The following is a 16,867-nucleotide window of genomic DNA, read 5'->3' on the forward strand; positions in this document are numbered from 1 at the left end:
GGCCGCCATCAGCGGCTCGGTCATCGCGAGGTAGTAGCGGGCGAGGTCCAGCTTGGTGTTCCCCCGCTCTGGGAAGAACACCTTGCCCGGGTGGGTGATCCGCACCGACCGGCCGGCCACTTCGAGCACCTCTACGTCAGCCACGGCGCTGACTGTAACCCGGGGGTACGACATCCGCAGGTACGCCAGGAGGGCGGCTCCCCAGAGGCAGGGAGTGGGAGCCGCCCTCGTGGGTCGCGCCGGTCAGGCGATCTTGCCCACGCCGGCGCCGTTGATGACGTTCGTCCTCGCGGTCGCCGCGGGCTCCAGCGAGTACGAGTACGGGATGGCGTTCACCGTCCCGGTCGCCGCGCAGGCACCCGAGTTGACGAGCGTGTTGTTGCGCTGCACCAGCTTGCCGGCCGGGGAGTCGCCCTGGCCGAGGTCGCACGCGCGGTTGGTGTTCTCGAAGTAGTTGCCCTCGACGAGAACGCCGGCCTCCACCGTGGACGCGACACCGTAGGAGGTGACGCCCTGGTAGTAGTTGTTGTACACGTGCACCGGGTTGCCGAACCGCACCCGCGGGTGGCGCTGGGTGCTGCCGGCGAACCAGTTGTGGTGGTAGCTGACCCGCAGGTGCCCGCGGTCCTGGCTGCCGTTGTCGTCACTGTGCCCCAGCAGGAACGACTTGTCGTGGTTCTGGACCTTGTTCCACGACACGGTGACGAAGTCCGAGCCGCGCTTGATGTCGAGCGCGCCGTCGGCACTGTCGAAGAAGTTGTTGTGGTCGATCCAGATCTTCGTCGAGCTGTCCTGGACGTTGATCAGGTCGTCGCTGCCGCCGCGGAAGTTCAGGTTCTGGATGATCACGTTGGTGGCGCCGTCGACGTCGATGCCGCCACCACCCTGGATGCCGGAGTTGGCGCCGACGCCGATGATCGTCTTGTTCGACGTGACGTCCTGCATGCCGGTGAACGACACCATGCCCTGGACGCGGATGACCGCGGCGCCGCTCGCCTTCATCGCACTGACCAGTGCCGAGCCGCTGGTCACCGTGATCGGCGACGCGCTGCCGCCGCCGGTGGTGCCCGCGCCGAACCCGGTCGGCGAGCCGACCGCCGACGCCACGCCCGGCATGGCCACCGTCAGTGCCGAGGCGGCGGCGACCGCCGCGATTCCGGCGAGCCCTCTTCTCACAACTGTCTTACGCATGACGCGTACCACTCCTTGGTTGCAGGGATCCTTCTTGATCAACTGATCGCGAAGCTCGGGTGTGGTGGTTGGTTGTAACCGGTGTTCTGCCAGGCGACCGCCTCCCGGTACTGGCGGTCCTGCATCAGCGACGGGCGCGAGATGCTCGTGCTGTCGGTCGTCGAGTAGATCCGCAGTGCGCGGCTGTCCGACGTCCGCCAGATCACCTCCTCCCGCCAGTCGCCGAGGATGTCGGCCGTCAGCGCCGGGGTCGACTTGGTGCCGTTGTTCGACGCCACACCGGAACCGGTCAGCAGCCGGGTGTCGCCGCCCGTGCCGTACTTGTCGATGTGCGTGCCGTCCAGCAGCTCGCGCTGGGCGTCGCCGTCCCACCAGATCACGAAGTTCGCCGAACCGGGCTTACGGCTGGACACCTGGGCACCGTTGGTGGCGCTGCGCAGTCCGCCGACACCCGACGACCACACCTCGGCGCCGGGGTTGCCGGCGTAGACGTCCGCCGCGACGCCACGCCCGTTGTCGCAGCCGCACGACGGCGAGCTCCAGACGAGCTGGCCGGTGCGTGCGTCGGCGACGAAGTCAGCCGGGTCGGTGGTGTTCTCGGTCGGCTTGAACACCTCCAGGCCCGCGCGGGACGGGACGAGGTCGGTGACGTGGTAGGAGTCGCCGTGGTGGGTGTTGTTCTGCCACAGGCCGGCGCCGTTGTCGTCGACGGCCATCGAGCCGTACATGATCTCGTCGCGGCCGTCGCCGTCCACGTCCGCTATGGACAGTTGGTGGTTGCCCTTGCCGGTCCACGCGGAGCCGTTGGTGGAGGAGTTGGAGTCGAACGTCCACCGCCTGGTCAGCGCGCCGTTGCGGTAGTCCCACGCGACGACCACCGATCTGGTGTAGTAGCCGCGGGCCATGATGATGCTCGGCCGCGAACCGTCCACATAGGCCGTACCGGCGAGGAACCGGTCCACCCGGTTGCCGTAGCTGTCACCCCACGACGACACGGTGCCGCGGGGCACCACGTAGTCCGCGGTCGCCAGCACGGCGCCGTCGGTGCCGCGGAACACGGACAGGAACTCGGGGCCGGACAGGATGTAGCCGGAGGAGTTGCGGTAGTCCGCGCTGGAGCTGCCGATCACCTGGCCGGTGCCGGACCTGCTGCCGTCCGCGGTCTTCATCACGACCTCGGCCCGGCCGTCGCCGTCGTAGTCGAACACCTGGAACTGCGTGTAGTGCGCCCCGGCCCGGATGTTGCGGCCGAGGTCGATGCGCCACAGCCGGGTGCCGTTGAGCCGGTAGGCGTCGACGAACACGTTGCCGGTGTAGCCGGACTGCGAGTTGTCCTTGGCGTTGCTGGGGTCCCACTTCAGCACGATCTCGTACTGGCCGTCGCCGTCCAGGTCGCCGACACTCGCGTCGTTGGCGCTGTAGGTGAAGGCCACGCCGTCCGGTGTCGTGCCGCCGGCCGGGACCTGCAGCGGCACGTCCATGGAGGTGGCGAACGGGGTCACCTCGCCCGCCGCGGTTCTCTGCTCCGCGCCGTTCACCACCGGGCGCACGCTGTACCTCGCGTCCGCCGTCGCGCCCGCGTCGAGCCAGCTCGTCACACCGGTGACCCGGGTGACCAGTGTGCCGTCGCGGTACACGTTGAACGCCACACCGGTCGGGTCGGACGTGAGCAGCCGCCAGCTGACGAAGTTCCCTTTGTCCGACCGGACGCTGATCAGGCCGCGGTCGAGCCTCTCGGTGGTGCCGTTGGCCGCCGTGACGCTCGCCGCGGTCGCGGTGCGGTCGCCGTAGACGATGCCGCGGCCGTTGGTGCCCAGGTACACGCGGCCGTAGACCCGAGGGTCGCCGGTGATCGCGTCGCCCGCGTTGCCGTACTGGTGCTTGTCGTCGTTGATCCGCACCCAGGTCGCGCCGGTGTCGTCCGACCGGTACACACCGGACACTCCGCCGACCGTCGCCAGCGAGTACAGCGCCGGGTAGGTCCTGCCGCTCGCGGCCTTGCCGAAGCCGATGCTGGTCGCCTTGGTGACGGTGGACAGCTTGGTGAACGAGGCGCCGGAGTTGGTCGAGTGGAACACACCGGTGTCCCCGGCGAGCCAGATGTCGCCCTCGACGCCCGGCAGCGCCTTGAACCTCCCGGTCGACGGCAGCCCGCTCGCCGCGGTCTGGGTGAAGCTCGCGCCGCCGTTGGTGCTGACGTAGAACCGGCCGCCGTTGAAACCGTAGAACTTGCCGGCGTTGACGCGGTCGGACTCCACAATGGACTCGGTGGGCAGGCCCTGTGCCTGGGTCCACGAGTTGCCGAAGCCGACCGAGCAGAACACCGGCTGGCCCTTGGGCGCCCAGACGAACCGGCTGCCGTCGGCCGCGGCGGCGACGGTGCCGCCCTCGTTGATGCCGCCGGGTTCGGTGCCCTGGAACCAGTTCGCGCCGCCGTCGGTCGAGAACGCGACATGGCTGTCGTTCGGCCGGTCGGAGTCGGCGAAGTTGCCGGCGCGGACCATCACGCCGGGACTCTTCTCCGCGTAGTCCAGGCTCGTCGTGGTCGTGAACACCGGTTGGGTGAACATCTTCGACGGCACGGCCGTGAGGCTGTCGTGCCGGAAGCCGCCGATGTCGCCGAGCCCCGAGACCAGCGGCGGGCCGGACGGCGGGCTGACGAGATCGAGGACCGCGGTCTCCTCCAGCCCGGACACCATCGGCCGGATGGTGATCTTCTGGCCGGCGTCCCACGCGGTCAGGTTGGTCGTGCCGTAGATGGTCGCGCCCGTGCCGTACATGAGCCTGTTGGAGTTGAACGGGTCGATCTCCACGGACTCGTTCATCCAGCCGAGCTTCGGTGTCACCTCGGGTGGTTGCGGGTTGGTGCCGAAGTTCAGCCACGGCGCGGCGGAGATGTCCTGGGTGTAGCGGGTGGTGCGGTTAGGGTAGCTCGCCCAGTCCCAGATCCGGGTCCACGTCGCGCCGCCGTCGGTGCTGCGGAAGAAGATCGCGTCCGGCCACCACGACACCTGCGTCGCGACCATGATCGTGTTCGGGTGCTGGCGGTCGATGGTCAGGCCGCTGTAGCCGAAGTAGTCGTCGCCGCTGGACGACGGGATCGGGCTGATCTGCGTCCACGCGCCGGTCTGGGTGTTGTACTTCCAGACGTCGCCCTTGCCGCCGTCGTACGGGCCACCGGTGTTGCTCGTGGCGATGTACAGCACGTGGTTGGTCTCGTCAAGCACACCCTTGTGCGCGATGTAGCCGGTCGGCTGGCCGGCGACGCGAGTCCACGTCGCGCCCGCGTCGGTGCTGCGGTAGACGGTGTTCTGCAGGTCCGCGACGCCGACGTAGATCGCCCGCGTGGGGCTGCCGGCCGTGCCGCTCGACTTGTCGAAGCTCACCCACACCACACCTGGCCGGTGCGAGAGATATCCGTTGGCGTCATTGGGATCCTGTGCCCAGTTGCCCGGGTTGGGGAAGCTCGTCACCTTCGACCAGCTGACGCCCGAGTTGGTGCTGCGCCACAGGCCGTTGCCCTCCGGGGCGCCGAGGTAGAGCACCCGGTTGTCGTTGGGGTCGACGACCAGCCGCTCGCCCATGCCGCGGCCGGGCATGTTGCCGCCCAGCTTGAACGGCAGCGCACTGACCTGCCAGTTCGCGCCGCGGTCGGTCGAGCGCAGGATGGCGCCGTTGTTGGGGTCCCAGCTGTTGGTGTACATGCCGGCCGCCACGTAGACCCGGTTCGGGTCGACGGAGTCGGTGGCGAGGCTGACCACCCCGTTGTAGCCCCAGTTGTTCTGACCGACCCAGTCCAGCAGCGGGACCCATCTGCCGGTGCTCTGGTTCCACCGGTAGGCGCCGCCGATGTCGGTGCGGGCGTAGATCAGGTTCTGTTCGGTGCGGTTGAAGATGATGCCGGGGACGAACCCGCCGCCGGCGATCTCCACGTTGCGCCATGAGTAGGTCTCCGCGGCGGGAGCTGCCGCCGCCGCGGGGGTGGGGTTCGCGTGAGGTGCCACGAGGGCCGCGGCGGCTATCGCCACCGCGGCCAGTGCGTGGGTTGTCCGCATGATCGACCACTTCCTTGTGGGATCGTTCGCCGGGGGCGTGCTGCCGGTCGGCGTGGGAGGGGGAGCCGCTCGATGTCCACTGAGGATCATTCGGGAGGCGCGCTCCGGCGCGGGGCTGGGAGCGCTCCCAGCCGAGGTGGAACAAATTGTTAGCACTCGGGTGCGAGGGGTGTCAACAGGGAAGCGCTTTCCTGGCTTTTGAAGTGTGCCACAGGGGTGTGAACGTTAACAAGTATTCCCAGCTCGGCGCGTTCTCATAAAGTTCGCTAACGATCACGCGAAGATCGCGCACCGGCCCGACCAGTTGACGAGGGTCGCCGGACGGCTCTAACGTGCTAAGGCAAGCGCTTTCCTGGCAGTAGCTCCGCAATTTCGAGCGAGGGGTGGCAACGATGCCTCTACCCGTGGCTCCGCCTGGCGGTAATGATGGCCGACCTCACCGGTTCGACCGAAGAAAACTGCTGGTTGCGGGTGCGGCCGGTGTCTTTGGGAGCGCGCTCGAATCCGGTGCGGCGAGTGGGGCGACGTGGGAGACGGTGCTCGAGGGCTCGTTCGCGCACCGGCCGGCGCTCGAGGCGTCGTGGCACTACCTGTACCCCTGGGGCTCCGACCACAACGGCAGCGCCAGGATGTACGCGAGCTCCAGCGACATCAACCACCTCTACCTCGAGAGCCCGGGCGTGCTGGCGATCAGGGCCGCGCGCATCACCTGGGACGAGGGCACCAGCTCGTCCGACCCGCACCTGCCGATCCACTACCACTCGGGCGCCATCCACGCGAAACCGCAGATCGTCGTCAACGACCAGTTCCCCAACTGGGAGGTGAAGGGCGAGTTCCAGGCGTCGTCGGCCCGGGGCACCTGGCCGGCCTTCTGGCTTACCGGGGCGAGCAGCTGGCCGCCGGAGAGCGACATCCTGGAGTTCAAGGGCGACGGCCGGAACTGGTTCAACACCTACAAGAACGCGAGCGGCGGCTGGTCGAACACCATCGTCCCGGTGTCGAACCCGGGTGGCTGGCACGGTTACCGCGCCTGGATCGCGAAGGTCAACGCCACGGACGTCGACATCCACTACTACCTCGACGGTGGCTGGGTGGGGCAGCACCGCGGCGCGAACTTCGTCGGCAGGCCGATGTGGTTGATCATCAACCTGCAGATGGAGGGCTCGTCGGGTTCACCGGGGCCGTCCGGCGACACGGTCTACCGCGCCCGCAACGTCTACGTGGGGCGGACGCGAGCCTGATCCGGGTCGGAACGCCGGTGGACCGTCGACGGGATCGTGGCGACGGCGGGCGGTGTGGTCGCGGGGGAGCGGCCGAGCCGGCGCGACGTCACGGCGTTGGTCGGGTCGTCGCCCCGGCGGCCGAGCCGAGGCGGAGGGTCCATCGGCCGGCCCGTCCCGAGAGCATGGTCTGGGACAGTGGGGGCACGTCGATGCGCCAGAACGACCGCGGGGTGGCCAGGATCGCCCGCACCACCGCCGCCTTGACGACCGCGGGATGCGTGACCGCGACGGTCCTGCCGTCGGACAGCGTGTCGAGCCAGGCGCCCACGCGGTCGAGCAGGTCCAGTGTGGACTCGCCGCCGTGCGGGTTGGCCGACGGGTCGGTGAGCCAACGGCCGACGTCCTCGGGGCTCGACGTCGTGACGTCGTCCAGGGTGCGGCCGCGCCAGGCGCCGAAGTCGCAGTCGCGGAGGGCCTCGTGGACGGTCGCGGGCAGGCCGAGTGCCGTCGCGGTCTGCCGGCAGCTGGTCTCCGGGGCGGTCAGGTACGTGTCGGCGCGCAGCGGGAGCGGGGCCGGGTCCGTCTCGACCGGCTCGTCGGCGGGGAAGGCGGCCCGGCGGGTCGCCGACGTCGCGGCGTGGCACAGCAGGACAACACGGCTGGTCATGGGGCTCCCGCGGGTGGTAGGTTCCGAAGGACCTTGATGGTACGAGGAAGCCGGTGAGATTCCGGCACGGTCGCGCCGCTGTATGTGCCGTTCCGGCACGAGTCAGACCCTGTACCGTCTTTCCGCTCCACCGAACGGGTCGCACGAGCCCGAGGAGGCGACATGTCGCACGCAGTCGACGCCCCCACTCCCCTTGTCATTCCCGCGATACCGGTGCGGCAGCTCCTGCCGTGGGCCGTGTTCGCCGGTCTGCTCCTGCTGCTGGTGATGTACTTCGTCAGCACCGAGCAGGGCGCGCTCTCGATCTTCGGCGGGGCGAACGTGCACGAGTTCGTGCACGACGGCCGTCACCTGCTCGGCTTCCCCTGCCACTGACGCCGATGTCCATACGCTCCCTCCTGGTGTGGGGTCTGCTCGCCGGGTTGCTCGGCGGTGTGCTCGCGTTCGGGTTCGCGTCGGTGTACGGCGAGCCGTCGGTCGACACCGCCATCGCGATCGAGGAACAGGGCGCCGGCCACGAACACGAGTCCGAGTCGGGCTCGGCCGAGCCGGAGCCGGTGTCCCGGGACGTGCAGAGCACGATCGGGCTCGCGGTCGCGACGTGCGCGTTCGGCACCGCCCTCGGCGGGATCGTCGCGCTGCTGTTCGCCTTCGCCAACGGGCGGCTGGGCACCCGCACGCCGCGGACGACCGTGGCCGCGGTCATCGCGATCGGGTTCGTGGCCGTGGTGCTCGTGCCGTACGTCAGCTACCCGCCGAACCCGCCCGCCGTCGGGCATGCCGAGACCATCGGCGACCGCACGGCCGCGTTCTTCGGCATCATGGCGATCTCGGTGGTCCTCGCGGTCGTGGCCGTGTACGTGGGCCGCGCCGGCTGGCTCGCCGCGATCGGGGCGGCACTCGCCTACCTGGTGCTCGTGTCGGTGGCCGGTTCGCTGCTGCCGACCTTCGACGAGGTGCCGCACGACTTCCCGGCTCAGACGTTGTGGGACTTCCGGCTCGCCTCGCTGGGCACGCAGGTGGTGCTGTGGGCCACGATCGGCGTCGGGTTCGCCGCGCTGCTGCACCGGGCGACGAACCGGGCGACGGCGGTGGGCGCCGCCGCCGGGTGAATGTGCACATAGGACGCGTGGACCCGGTCTGTGACGAACCCGTCCGATCCACCGCGCCAGCGCCAGGCCGGCGGCTCGCCGTGTCTCGGGGTGACGGTCGTGCGGTGGAACTCGTGTCCGGTGAGCCGGGTTCCCCGCGGGTACAGGACCGTGTCGTTCGTGGCCACGACGTCGCGGTAGCCGAGGGTGAGCCGGTCGGTCATGGTGGCCTCGGCGTCGAGGACCCCGCACATCGGCTGGCCGTCAAGGGTTCTCGTGAGGTAGAGCAGCCCGGCGCACTCGGCGTGGATCGGTGTCGTGGCCCTGCTGATAGCCCGCCGGAGCGCGGCGTTGGCGGACAGCTCGGGCGCGTACTGCTCGGGAAAGCCGCCGGGTAGCACGAGGCCCGCCGTGCCGTCCGGCAAAGTGCTGTCCCGCAAGGGATCCACGGTCACGACCGCGGCGCCGGCCGCGCGGAGTAGCTCGGCGTGCTCGGCGTACCCGAAGGTGAACGCCGGGCCGCCGGCGATGGCGATCACGGGTCTGCCGGGTGTTCGTTCGACGTCCGGCGCCCAGGGTTCGCCTGTCCTGCCCTGTCCCGCGAGCGCCACGACGGCGGCGAGGTCGACGCCGTCGGCGACGAGCCCGGCCATGGCCTCGACGGCCTTCCGTGCCGCCGCACCGTGTTCGACCGCGGGGACGAGCCCGAGGTGGCGGGAGGGCACCTCGACGGCGGCGTGGCGGCGAAGGACGCCGACGACGTCGAGCCCGACCTCGTCGCAGGCATCGCGGAGGACGGCCTCGTGCCGGTCGGAGCCGACCTGGTTGAGGATCACCCCGGCGAGCCGGGTAGAGGGGCGCCAGGACCGAAACCCGTGCAGGAGCGCGGCGAGGCTGGTGCTGTGGCCGCGGGTGTCGACGACGAGGAGCACGGGTGCGTCGAGGATCTCGGCGACGTGCGCGGTGGATCCGGCGCCGCTGCCGACGCGCCCGTCGAACAGTCCCATGACGCCCTCGACCACGGCGATGTCGGTGCCGGCGCAGCCGTGCGCGAAGAGGGGTCCGACGAGGTCCTCGCCCACGAGCACGGGATCGAGGTTGCGCCCGGGACGTCCGGCGGCGAGCGTGTGGTAGCCGGGATCGATGTAGTCGGGTCCGACCTTGAAGGGTGCGACGGCGTGCCCGGCCCGTCGAAGCGCCGCCATCAACCCGGTGGCGACGACGGTCTTGCCACTGCCGGAGGAGGGTGCCGCGACGACGACCCGCCCTACCACTCGATCCCTTTCTGTCCCTTGGCGCCGGTGTCCATCGGATGCTTGACCTTGGCCATCTCCACGACCAGGTCGGCGGCCTCGACCAGTTCCGGCGCGGCGCGGCGGCCGGTGATCACCACGTGCTGGTGACCGGGGCGGTTGGTCAGCGTCTCCACCACCTCGCCCACGTCGACCCAGCCCCACCCCATCGGGTAGGTGAACTCGTCCAGCACGTACAGCGTGTGCCGTTCCTCCGCCAGCCGCCGCCGTATCTCGCGCCAGCCCTCGGCGGCCGCCGACGCGTGGTCCTCCTCCGTGCCCTGCTTTCTGGACCACGACCAGCCCGCGCCCATCTTGTGCCACTCGACCGGACCGCCCTGACCGGTCCGCTCGTGCACCTCACCCAGCGCCAGCAGGGCGTTCTCCTCGCCCACCTTCCACTTCGCCGACTTCACGAACTGGAACACCGCGATCGGCCAGCCCTGGTTCCACGCCCGCAGCGCCAGCCCGAACGCGGCCGTCGACTTGCCCTTCATCTCGCCCGTGTGGACGATCAGCAGCGGCCGGTTCCGGCGCTGCCTCGTCGTCAGCCCGTCCTCCGGCGTGCTCTCCACGCGTCCCTGCGGCATCAGGCCACACTCCTCGCCGCGCGTACGACTCCGGTCACCACGTCGCTCGACAGCTCGTCCAGCCGCACGCACGCCCCGTCCAGCGCCGCCGCCAGCCGGGCCGCCACCCCCAGCCGCACCGGACCGCGCTCGCAGTCGACGACCACGCTCGCCACCCCCTGCGCGGCCAGGAAACCCGCTACCCGCAACGAGTCCTCGACCGGGTCCGTCCGCAGCGGCACCGTGGCGCGGCCGTCCGTCACCACCACCAGCAGCGGCCGCCGGCGTGGGTCACGCAGCCGTTCGATCGCCAGCGTCCGGTGCGCGCGCAGCAGGCCGGCCGCCAGCGGGGTCCGCCCGCCGGTGCCCAGCCGCCGCAGCCGCATCACGGCCGCCTCCACCGACGACGTCGGCGGGAGCGCCAGGTCCGCCTGCGTGCCGCGGAAGGTGATCAGCCCCACCTTGTCGCGTCGCTGGTAGGCGTCCAGCAGCAGGGACACCACGGCGCCCGTCACGGCGGACATCCGCTTGCGGGCGGCCATCGAGCCGGAGGCGTCGACCGCGAACAGCACCAGGTTGCTCTCCCGGCCCTCGCGTACCGCCTGCCGGATGTCCGTGCGGCGCAACAGGATGGGCGTGTCCGTGCGGCCACGGGCCAGCTGGTGGGGTGCCGCCGCGGTCAGCGTGCCGACGAGGTGGACCCCGTGGCCGTGGGACTGTGTGGCCCGCAGCGTCCGGCCGAAGCCGGCGCGTGCCCGCGACCGGCGGCCGGGCGCGCCCTCGCCGACGCCGTCCACGGCCAGCAGCCGGGCGCGGAAGGCCGGATCCGGTGCCGCCGCGGGCTTCGGCGCCTCTTCGCCGCCCGCCGCCGGCGGGCTCGGTTGGTCCACCTCGGACTCCGGGGGAGCCTCGCCGCCACCGGGCGGTCCGTCGGGTCCGTCGGGTCCGTCCGGTCCGTCGTCCGGCGGCCCGTCGCCGGGCGGCTCCGCGCTCTCGGCCGCGTCCCGCAACGCCTGCTGCAACTGCTCCTCGTCGAGGCCGGGCTCGTCGAACGGGTCGCGCCTGCGCCGGTGCGGCAACGCCAGCCGGGCGGCCACCTCGACGTCCTTCTCCTCGACCGCCTCGCCACCGCGCCATGCCGCGTGCGCCATCGCGGCACGCGCCACCACGAGGTCCGCGCGCATGCCGTCCACCCCGAACGACGCGCACAGCGCCGCGATCCGCCGCAGCTCCACGTCCGGCAGCACCACAGAGGGCAGCGCGGCCCGCGCCGCGACGATCCGCGCGGCGAGCTCCGCGTCCTGCGCGGCCCATGCCGTCGCGAACCCCGCCGGATCGGCCTCGAACGCCAGCCGCCGGCGGATGACCTCCGTGCGCGTGGCCACGTCCCGCGACGCCGCCACCTCGACCGTGAGCCCGAACCGGTCGAGCAGCTGCGGCCGCAGCTCGCCCTCCTCCGGGTTCATGGTCCCGACGAGCAGGAACGACGCGGCGTGCGACACGGACACGCCCTCGCGCTCGACGTGCGCGCGGCCCATCGCCGCCGCGTCCAGCAGCAGGTCGACGAGGTGGTCGTGCAGCAGGTTGACCTCGTCGACGTACAGCACGCCCCGGTGCGCGGTGCTCAGCAGGCCGGGCTGGTACGCGCGCACGCCCTCGGTCAGCGCGCGTTCCAGGTCCAGCGAACCGACGAGCCGGTCCTCGGTGGCGCCGACGGGCAGCTCGACCAGCCGCGCGCCGCGGGTCGCGGCGACGGGATCGTGGGGCGCGTCCGGGCAGGCCGGGTCCGGTGCGGCGGGGTCGCAGCTGAACCGGCAGCCCTCGACCACGGTCACGGACGGCAGCAGCGCGGCGAGCCCACGGACCACAGTGGACTTCGCGGTGCCCTTCTCGCCACGCACGAGCACACCGCCGATGACGGGGTGCACGGCATTGAGCAGGAGCGCCAGGCGAAGGTCGTCGTGCCCCACGACGGCCGAGAAGGGGTAACCGGCGGTCATCCGCGAATCCTTCCCCGGGTCCGCGCCCGAGTCGGTGCAACCAGCTTGGGGCCGAGTGTCTGGCTCCCCGGATCGCTCCGGGTCACAGTGGCGGGACCGCACCAGATTCACACTGGATTTCCTCGGACACCCTGCTGTAGGTGTTCTCGCATCGTGTCAGACGGCGGCCCGGCTGTCGATTACCGTGCTGGACCCGTGGCAACCATCACCGTGGTCGGGATCGGCGCGGACGGCTGGGACGGGCTCTCGCTGTCCGCCCAGCTCGAGCTCGGCGGCGCCGAAGTGATCATCGGCAGTGGCCGGCAGCTCGCGCTCCTGCCGGCGTCCGACGCGCTCGCGGTCCCGTGGCCCTCGCCCATGCTGCCGGCGGTCGAGCCGCTCCTGGCCGAGCACCGCGGGAAGCGGGTGTGCGTGCTGGCCAGCGGTGACCCGATGATGTTCGGCATCGGCGGCACGCTGGTGCGACTGCTCGGGGCCGCGGCGGTGCGGGTCGTGCCGCACCCGTCGTCGGTGTCGCTCGCGTGTGCGCGGCTGGGCTGGCCGGTCGAGGAGGTCGAGGTCGTGAGCCTGGTCGGGCGTCCGGTCGAGTCGCTGCTCGCGCAGCCGAACCGGCGGCTCCTGGTGCTCAGCGCCGGTGCCGCCACACCCGGTGAGGTGGCGGAGCTGCTGAGCACCCGGGGGTACGGGCCGACGCCGATGGTCGTGTTCGAGGAGCTGGGCGGCGCGGGGGAGCGCCGGCACGACGGCACGGCGGCCACGTGGTCCGCGCGGGTGGGCGGGCTGAACGTGATCGCGCTCGACTGCCTGCTGGCGCCCGGCGTGTCGCCGCTGGGCCGCACACCCGGCCTGCCGGACGACGCGTTCGACCACGACGGCCAGCTCACCAAGCGCGAGGTGCGGGCCGTGACACTCGCCGCGCTGGCGCCGCTGCCGGGGCAGCTGCTGTGGGACGTCGGCGCGGGCTCGGGCAGCGTCGCGATCGAGTGGATGCGCACCCACCCGAGCTGCGGGGCGGTGGCCGTCGAGTCGCGGGCCGAGCGCGCCGAGGCGATCCTGCGGAACGCGCAACTGCTCAGCGTGCCCGCGCTGACCGTCGTGCACGGCCGGGCGCCCGCCGCCCTGTCGACCCTGCCGCGCCCCGACGCGATCTTCGTCGGCGGCGGGGTGTCCGGTGACGGGGTGCTCGCGGCGTGCTGGGAGGCGCTGCGTGCCGGCGGGCGGCTGGTCGCCAACGCGGTGACGCTCGAGTCGGAGTCCGTGCTCACGCGGTGGCAGGCAGGTGTGGGGGGCGCGTTGACCAGGATCGAGGTCAGCAGGGCGGCCCCGATCGGCGGCTTCACGGGGTGGAAGCCGATGATGCCGGTGACCCAGTGGGAGGTAGTGAAGACATGACGGTGCACTTCGTGGGTGCCGGGCCAGGGGCGGCCGACCTGGTCACGGTGCGGGCGTTGCGGTTGCTGGAGGCGGCGCGGGTGTGCCTGTACGCGGGGAGCCTGGTGCCGGCCGAGCTGCTGGCGTCGTGTCCGGCGGACGCGCGGCTGGTGGACACGGCGGACCTGACGCTCGACGAGATCATCGCGTTGCTGGTGGCGGCGAACGCGGCGGGGCACGACGTGGTGCGCTTGCACTCCGGCGACCCGTCGGTGTTCAGCGCGGTGGCCGAGCAGGCGCGCCGGCTGGACGCGGCGGGGGTGCCGTGGGAGATCGTGCCCGGGGTGCCGGCGTTCGCGGCGGCCGCGGCTGCGCTGCGGCGGGAGCTGACGGTGCCGGGCGTGGGGCAGACGGTGGTGCTGACCAGGGTGTCCGCTCGTGCGACGGCGATGCCGCCGGGGGAGGACCTGGAGTCGTTGTCGCGTTCGCGGTCGACGATGGTGCTGCACCTGGCCGTGCAGCGGATCGACCAGGTGGTCGCCGAGCTGGTGCCGTCCTACGGGCCGGACTGCCCGGTGGCGGTGGTGGCGTACGCGTCACGACCGGACGAGGTCGTGCTGCGCGGGACGCTGTCGACGATCGCGGCGCAGGTGCACGCGGCGGGCGTGCGGCGGACCGCGGTGATCATCGTGGGCGCGGTGCTCACGGCGTCGGAGTTCCCGGACAGTCACCTGTACTCCGCGGCGCGCGACCGACAGTCCGCCCCGTCCGGTCGATGACGAGGACGTCAACGGTGGTGTCGCCGACGATGTCCTGAGCCTTCGCGCGCGCGGCCTCGGCGACGGCGTCGGCGAGCGGGTCGCCGGCCGCCTGGGCCAGCTGGAGGGCCTCGAGCGCGGTGTTGGCGTTGGCGATCCTGGCGCCGAGCCGGGGGTCGGCGGTGCGTCTCGCCAGGTTGGCGAGGTCCACCTGCGACCGTCCGGAGTGGAGGTCGAGATGGCCGTCGGCGAGCTTGGACAGCTTGGCGAAACCGCCGGCGATGGTGAGGCGCGGGACGGGGTGGCGGCGGAGGTACTTGAGGACGGCGCCGGCGAAGTCACCCATGTCGAGGAGGGCGTCGTCGGGGAGGCGGTAGAGGTCCTGGACGGCCTTCTCGGAGGTGCTGCCGGTGCAGGCGGCCACGTGCCGGTGGCCGGCGGCACGGGCGACGTCGACCCCGCGGCGGATGCTGTCGATCCAGGCCGAACACGAGTAGGGGACGACGATGCCCGTCGTGCCCAGAATGGACAGTCCGCCCAGGATGCCGAGGCGTGGGTTCCAGGTGTGCCGGGCGATCTCCTCGCCGTCGTCGACCGAGATCTCGACGACGATGTCGGTGGCTCCGGCGCCGGCGACGACCTCGCGGATGAGCCGGCGCGGGACCGGGTTGATGGCGGGCTCGCCGACGGGCAGCGGCAGACCGGGCTTGGTGACGGTCCCGACACCGTGACCGGCACGGAAGGTGACCCCGGTGCCGGGCCGACCGTGCCGGACGGTGGACCGGATGGTCGCCCCATGGGTGACGTCGGGGTCGTCCCCGGCGTCCTTGACGATGGCGGCCATGGCGGTGTCGCCGGTGAGTTCGGTCTGCGTGAGGGCGAAGGCGGGGGTGTGTCCCTTGGGGAGGGTGATCTGGACAGGGTCGGGGAACTCGCCGGTGAGCAGCGCGATGACGGCCGCCTTGGTGGCGGCGGTGGCACAGGCGCCTGTCGTCCACCCACGCCGCAGCGAGGAACTCACGGCCTCAGCGTGCCAGCCCCGCCCGCAACCCACCGACCGGGGCTTTCTTGATCGACGCCAACGTGGGTGGTCGCGTGGGTAGTCCCGCAAGCCAGCAGGGGGCGTCTGTGTGCTGTTCGGGCGCGTCGCCAGTACCCACGCTCGTGTTCGCTCGTTTCAAGATCGACCTGAACACAGGTGGTGGTTGGGCATTCTCCCGCGCAACCCGCAGGGCCCCGGCAAGGTCGAGTTCCCGCGGTTCCAGGGAGCCTTTTGGCTAGCGTATCGACCATGCCGGGCCGGGCCGGCCCAGCGAAGCAACACGCGTGAAGTTCGGCGCTTTCCCGAGTTGCCGACCCGCCATAGCGGACGGGGAGAACCCCGACTCGGGCCTTCGCGCAGCCGTCGACCACTGGTTCTGCGACTTCGCCAGTACCCACGCCCGTGTTCGCATGTTTCAAGATCGACCTGAACGCAGGTGGTTGGTTGGGCATTCTCCCGCGCAACCCAGAGGGCCCCGGCAAGGTCGAGTTCCTGCGGTTCCAGCCTTTCGGCTCGCGTACAGACCCCTACGGACCAGCCCGGCGCACCGAGGCAAAAGCGTGAAGTTCGCGATTTCCCGAGTTGCCCACCCGCCATGCCGGCCGAGAGAACCCCGACCCGGGCCTTCGCGCACCCGTTGACCACCGGTTCTGCGACCTCGCCAGCACCCACGCCCGTGTTTCAAGATCAACGCGAACACAGATGGTTGGGTGGGCAGTCCCCCACCCAACCCAGGGGGCCGGCCCCGGTCCCATCATACTGGCCGATGCGGACAAAACGGCTGGTCAACGGGGGGTGTGGATAATCTTCACTCGGTGAGTGCGAGCGAAAGGGACACTCGTTCGCAGGAGGGTGGGTGCCCGTGACCAGGAGTGTCGTGATTCTCGGTGGGACCGGGGAGGCTCGGGAACTCGCCGCGCATCTCGTGGATCGCCAAGGAGTGCGGGTCGTTTCCACGCTTGCCGGGCGGGTGCGGGAGCCTCGGCTTCCCGTCGGCGAGGTGCGGGTCGGCGGGTTCGGCGGGCCCGAGCGCATGGCCGACTGGCTGCGGGCCGAAGGTGCCGACGTCGTCGTCGACGCCACTCATCCGTTCGCCGCGCGGATCAGCGAGTCCGCCGCTGTCGCCGCGGGGCTTGCCGGGGTGCCGGTTCTTCTGCTGCGCCGTCCCGGGTGGTCGCCGGGAAACGGGGACCACTGGCGGTGGGCCGACTCCCTCGACGAAGCCGCCGAGCTGCTGCCCGGACTCGGTGAGCGTGTCTTTCTCACCACCGGCCGGCAAGGGCTCTCCGCCTTCGCCGGCTCGCCCCTCTGGTTCCTCGTTCGGTGTGTCGACGCACCCACGCCACCCCTGCCACAGCGGATGCGGCTCCTGCTCTCCCGCGGCCCCTACGCGCTCGACGGCGAGCTCGACCTCATGCGTACGCACCGCATCGACGTCCTCGTCACCAAGGACAGCGGCGGCGAGCACACCGTCGCCAAGCTTCATGCCGCTCGGCTGCTCCGGAAGCCCGTCGTGATCGTGCGGCGGCCGGCGGTGCCCGACGTTCCCACCGTCGCCACCGTCGACCACGCGCTCAGCTGGTTGGATACTGCCTTGGGGTGAAGACC

General features: G+C 71.3%; 12 protein-coding genes and 1 pseudogene. 6 read left to right on the plus strand and 7 right to left on the minus strand.

Annotated elements, in window-relative coordinates; all coding sequences use genetic code 11:
• Positions 1-243: 243 nt before the first annotated feature.
• Entirely contained in the window at positions 244-1,191 is a 948-nt protein-coding gene (locus VET29_RS20975; protein WP_324923045.1) for a pectate lyase, read from the minus strand.
• 38 nt (positions 1,192-1,229) lie between these two features.
• Positions 1,230-5,246 (minus strand): hypothetical protein, encoded by a 4,017-nt coding sequence (locus tag VET29_RS20980; protein WP_324923047.1) that lies wholly within the window; start codon positions 5,244-5,246, stop codon positions 1,230-1,232.
• A gap of 536 nt (positions 5,247-5,782) precedes the next feature.
• On the opposite strand from VET29_RS20980, the gene VET29_RS20985 reads away from it, so the two are divergent.
• Positions 5,783-6,487, plus strand: a complete 705-nt coding sequence (locus VET29_RS20985) for a family 16 glycosylhydrolase (protein WP_324923050.1) — start codon at positions 5,783-5,785, stop codon at positions 6,485-6,487.
• 88 nt (positions 6,488-6,575) lie between these two features.
• Here VET29_RS20985 and VET29_RS20990 read toward each other — a convergent pair whose 3' ends face one another.
• Positions 6,576-7,136, minus strand: coding sequence for a histidine phosphatase family protein (locus tag VET29_RS20990; protein WP_324923052.1), 561 nt, complete (start codon positions 7,134-7,136; stop codon positions 6,576-6,578).
• Positions 7,137-7,298: 162 nt separating this feature from the next.
• On the opposite strand from VET29_RS20990, the gene VET29_RS20995 reads away from it, so the two are divergent.
• Together VET29_RS20995 and VET29_RS21000 are read left to right on the plus strand one after the other, a co-directional pair.
• Positions 7,299-7,511, plus strand: coding sequence for a CbtB domain-containing protein (locus VET29_RS20995; RefSeq protein ID WP_324923054.1), 213 nt, complete (start codon positions 7,299-7,301; stop codon positions 7,509-7,511).
• 5 nt (positions 7,512-7,516) lie between these two features.
• A pseudogene (locus VET29_RS21000) lies at positions 7,517-8,140 on the plus strand (CbtA family protein); the annotation flags it as partial.
• Here VET29_RS21000 and VET29_RS21005 read toward each other — a convergent pair.
• Genes VET29_RS21005 through VET29_RS21015 form a run of 3 tightly spaced genes read right to left on the minus strand, consistent with a single transcriptional unit; the run spans position 8,113 to position 12,088 of the window.
• Positions 8,113-9,501: a cobyrinate a,c-diamide synthase gene (locus VET29_RS21005; RefSeq protein WP_324923056.1), complete on the minus strand. Its 1,389-nt coding sequence runs from the start codon at positions 9,499-9,501 to the stop codon at positions 8,113-8,115. The pseudogene VET29_RS21000 and the gene VET29_RS21005 sit on opposite strands and share 28 nt — an antisense overlap.
• Positions 9,495-10,109 (minus strand): cob(I)yrinic acid a,c-diamide adenosyltransferase, encoded by a 615-nt coding sequence (gene cobO / locus VET29_RS21010; protein WP_324923058.1) that lies wholly within the window; start codon positions 10,107-10,109, stop codon positions 9,495-9,497. The genes VET29_RS21005 and cobO overlap by 7 nt, the downstream gene beginning before the upstream one ends.
• Positions 10,109-12,088, minus strand: coding sequence for a putative cobaltochelatase (locus VET29_RS21015; protein WP_324923060.1), 1,980 nt, complete (start codon positions 12,086-12,088; stop codon positions 10,109-10,111). Before VET29_RS21015 ends, cobO begins: the two co-directional genes overlap by 1 nt.
• Before the next feature lie 195 nt (positions 12,089-12,283).
• On the opposite strand from VET29_RS21015, the gene cbiE reads away from it, so the two are divergent.
• Together cbiE and cobM are read left to right on the plus strand one after the other, a co-directional pair.
• Positions 12,284-13,480: a precorrin-6y C5,15-methyltransferase (decarboxylating) subunit CbiE gene (gene cbiE, locus VET29_RS21020; protein ID WP_324923062.1), complete on the plus strand. Its 1,197-nt coding sequence runs from the start codon at positions 12,284-12,286 to the stop codon at positions 13,478-13,480.
• The gene (gene cobM / locus VET29_RS21025) at positions 13,477-14,238 is read left to right on the plus strand and encodes a precorrin-4 C(11)-methyltransferase (protein WP_324923064.1); all 762 of its coding nucleotides are present in this window, start codon (positions 13,477-13,479) and stop codon (positions 14,236-14,238) included. The genes cbiE and cobM overlap by 4 nt, the downstream gene beginning before the upstream one ends.
• Here cobM and VET29_RS21030 read toward each other — a convergent pair.
• Positions 14,162-15,238, minus strand: a complete 1,077-nt coding sequence (locus VET29_RS21030; RefSeq protein WP_324923066.1) for a cobalt-precorrin-5B (C(1))-methyltransferase — start codon at positions 15,236-15,238, stop codon at positions 14,162-14,164. The two genes, cobM and VET29_RS21030, sit on opposite strands and share 77 nt — an antisense overlap.
• A gap of 883 nt (positions 15,239-16,121) precedes the next feature.
• On the opposite strand from VET29_RS21030, the gene VET29_RS21035 reads away from it, so the two are divergent.
• The gene (locus tag VET29_RS21035; RefSeq protein ID WP_324923068.1) at positions 16,122-16,862 is read left to right on the plus strand and encodes a cobalt-precorrin-6A reductase; all 741 of its coding nucleotides are present in this window, start codon (positions 16,122-16,124) and stop codon (positions 16,860-16,862) included.
• Positions 16,863-16,867: the final 5 nt, after the last annotated feature.

This window comes from Actinophytocola sp. (assembly GCF_035634895.1).
Lineage (GTDB): Bacteria > Actinomycetota > Actinomycetes > Mycobacteriales > Pseudonocardiaceae > Actinophytocola.

What these genes read in the sequence shown, in the direction of transcription:
- cobM (WP_324923064.1), top strand. Translation starts at nt 13,477, where the DNA reads ATGACGGTGCACTTCGTGGGTGCCGGGCCAGGGGCGGCCGACCTGGTC.
- cobO (WP_324923058.1), bottom strand. Translation starts at nt 10,109, where the DNA reads ATGCCGCAGGGACGCGTGGAGAGCACGCCGGAGGACGGGCTGACGACG.
- VET29_RS21015 (WP_324923060.1), bottom strand. Translation starts at nt 12,088, where the DNA reads ATGACCGCCGGTTACCCCTTCTCGGCCGTCGTGGGGCACGACGACCTT.
- VET29_RS20980 (WP_324923047.1), bottom strand. Translation starts at nt 5,246, where the DNA reads ATGCGGACAACCCACGCACTGGCCGCGGTGGCGATAGCCGCCGCGGCC.
- VET29_RS20995 (WP_324923054.1), top strand. Translation starts at nt 7,299, where the DNA reads ATGTCGCACGCAGTCGACGCCCCCACTCCCCTTGTCATTCCCGCGATA.
- VET29_RS20975 (WP_324923045.1), bottom strand. Translation starts at nt 1,191, where the DNA reads ATGCGTAAGACAGTTGTGAGAAGAGGGCTCGCCGGAATCGCGGCGGTC.
- VET29_RS20990 (WP_324923052.1), bottom strand. Translation starts at nt 7,136, where the DNA reads ATGACCAGCCGTGTTGTCCTGCTGTGCCACGCCGCGACGTCGGCGACC.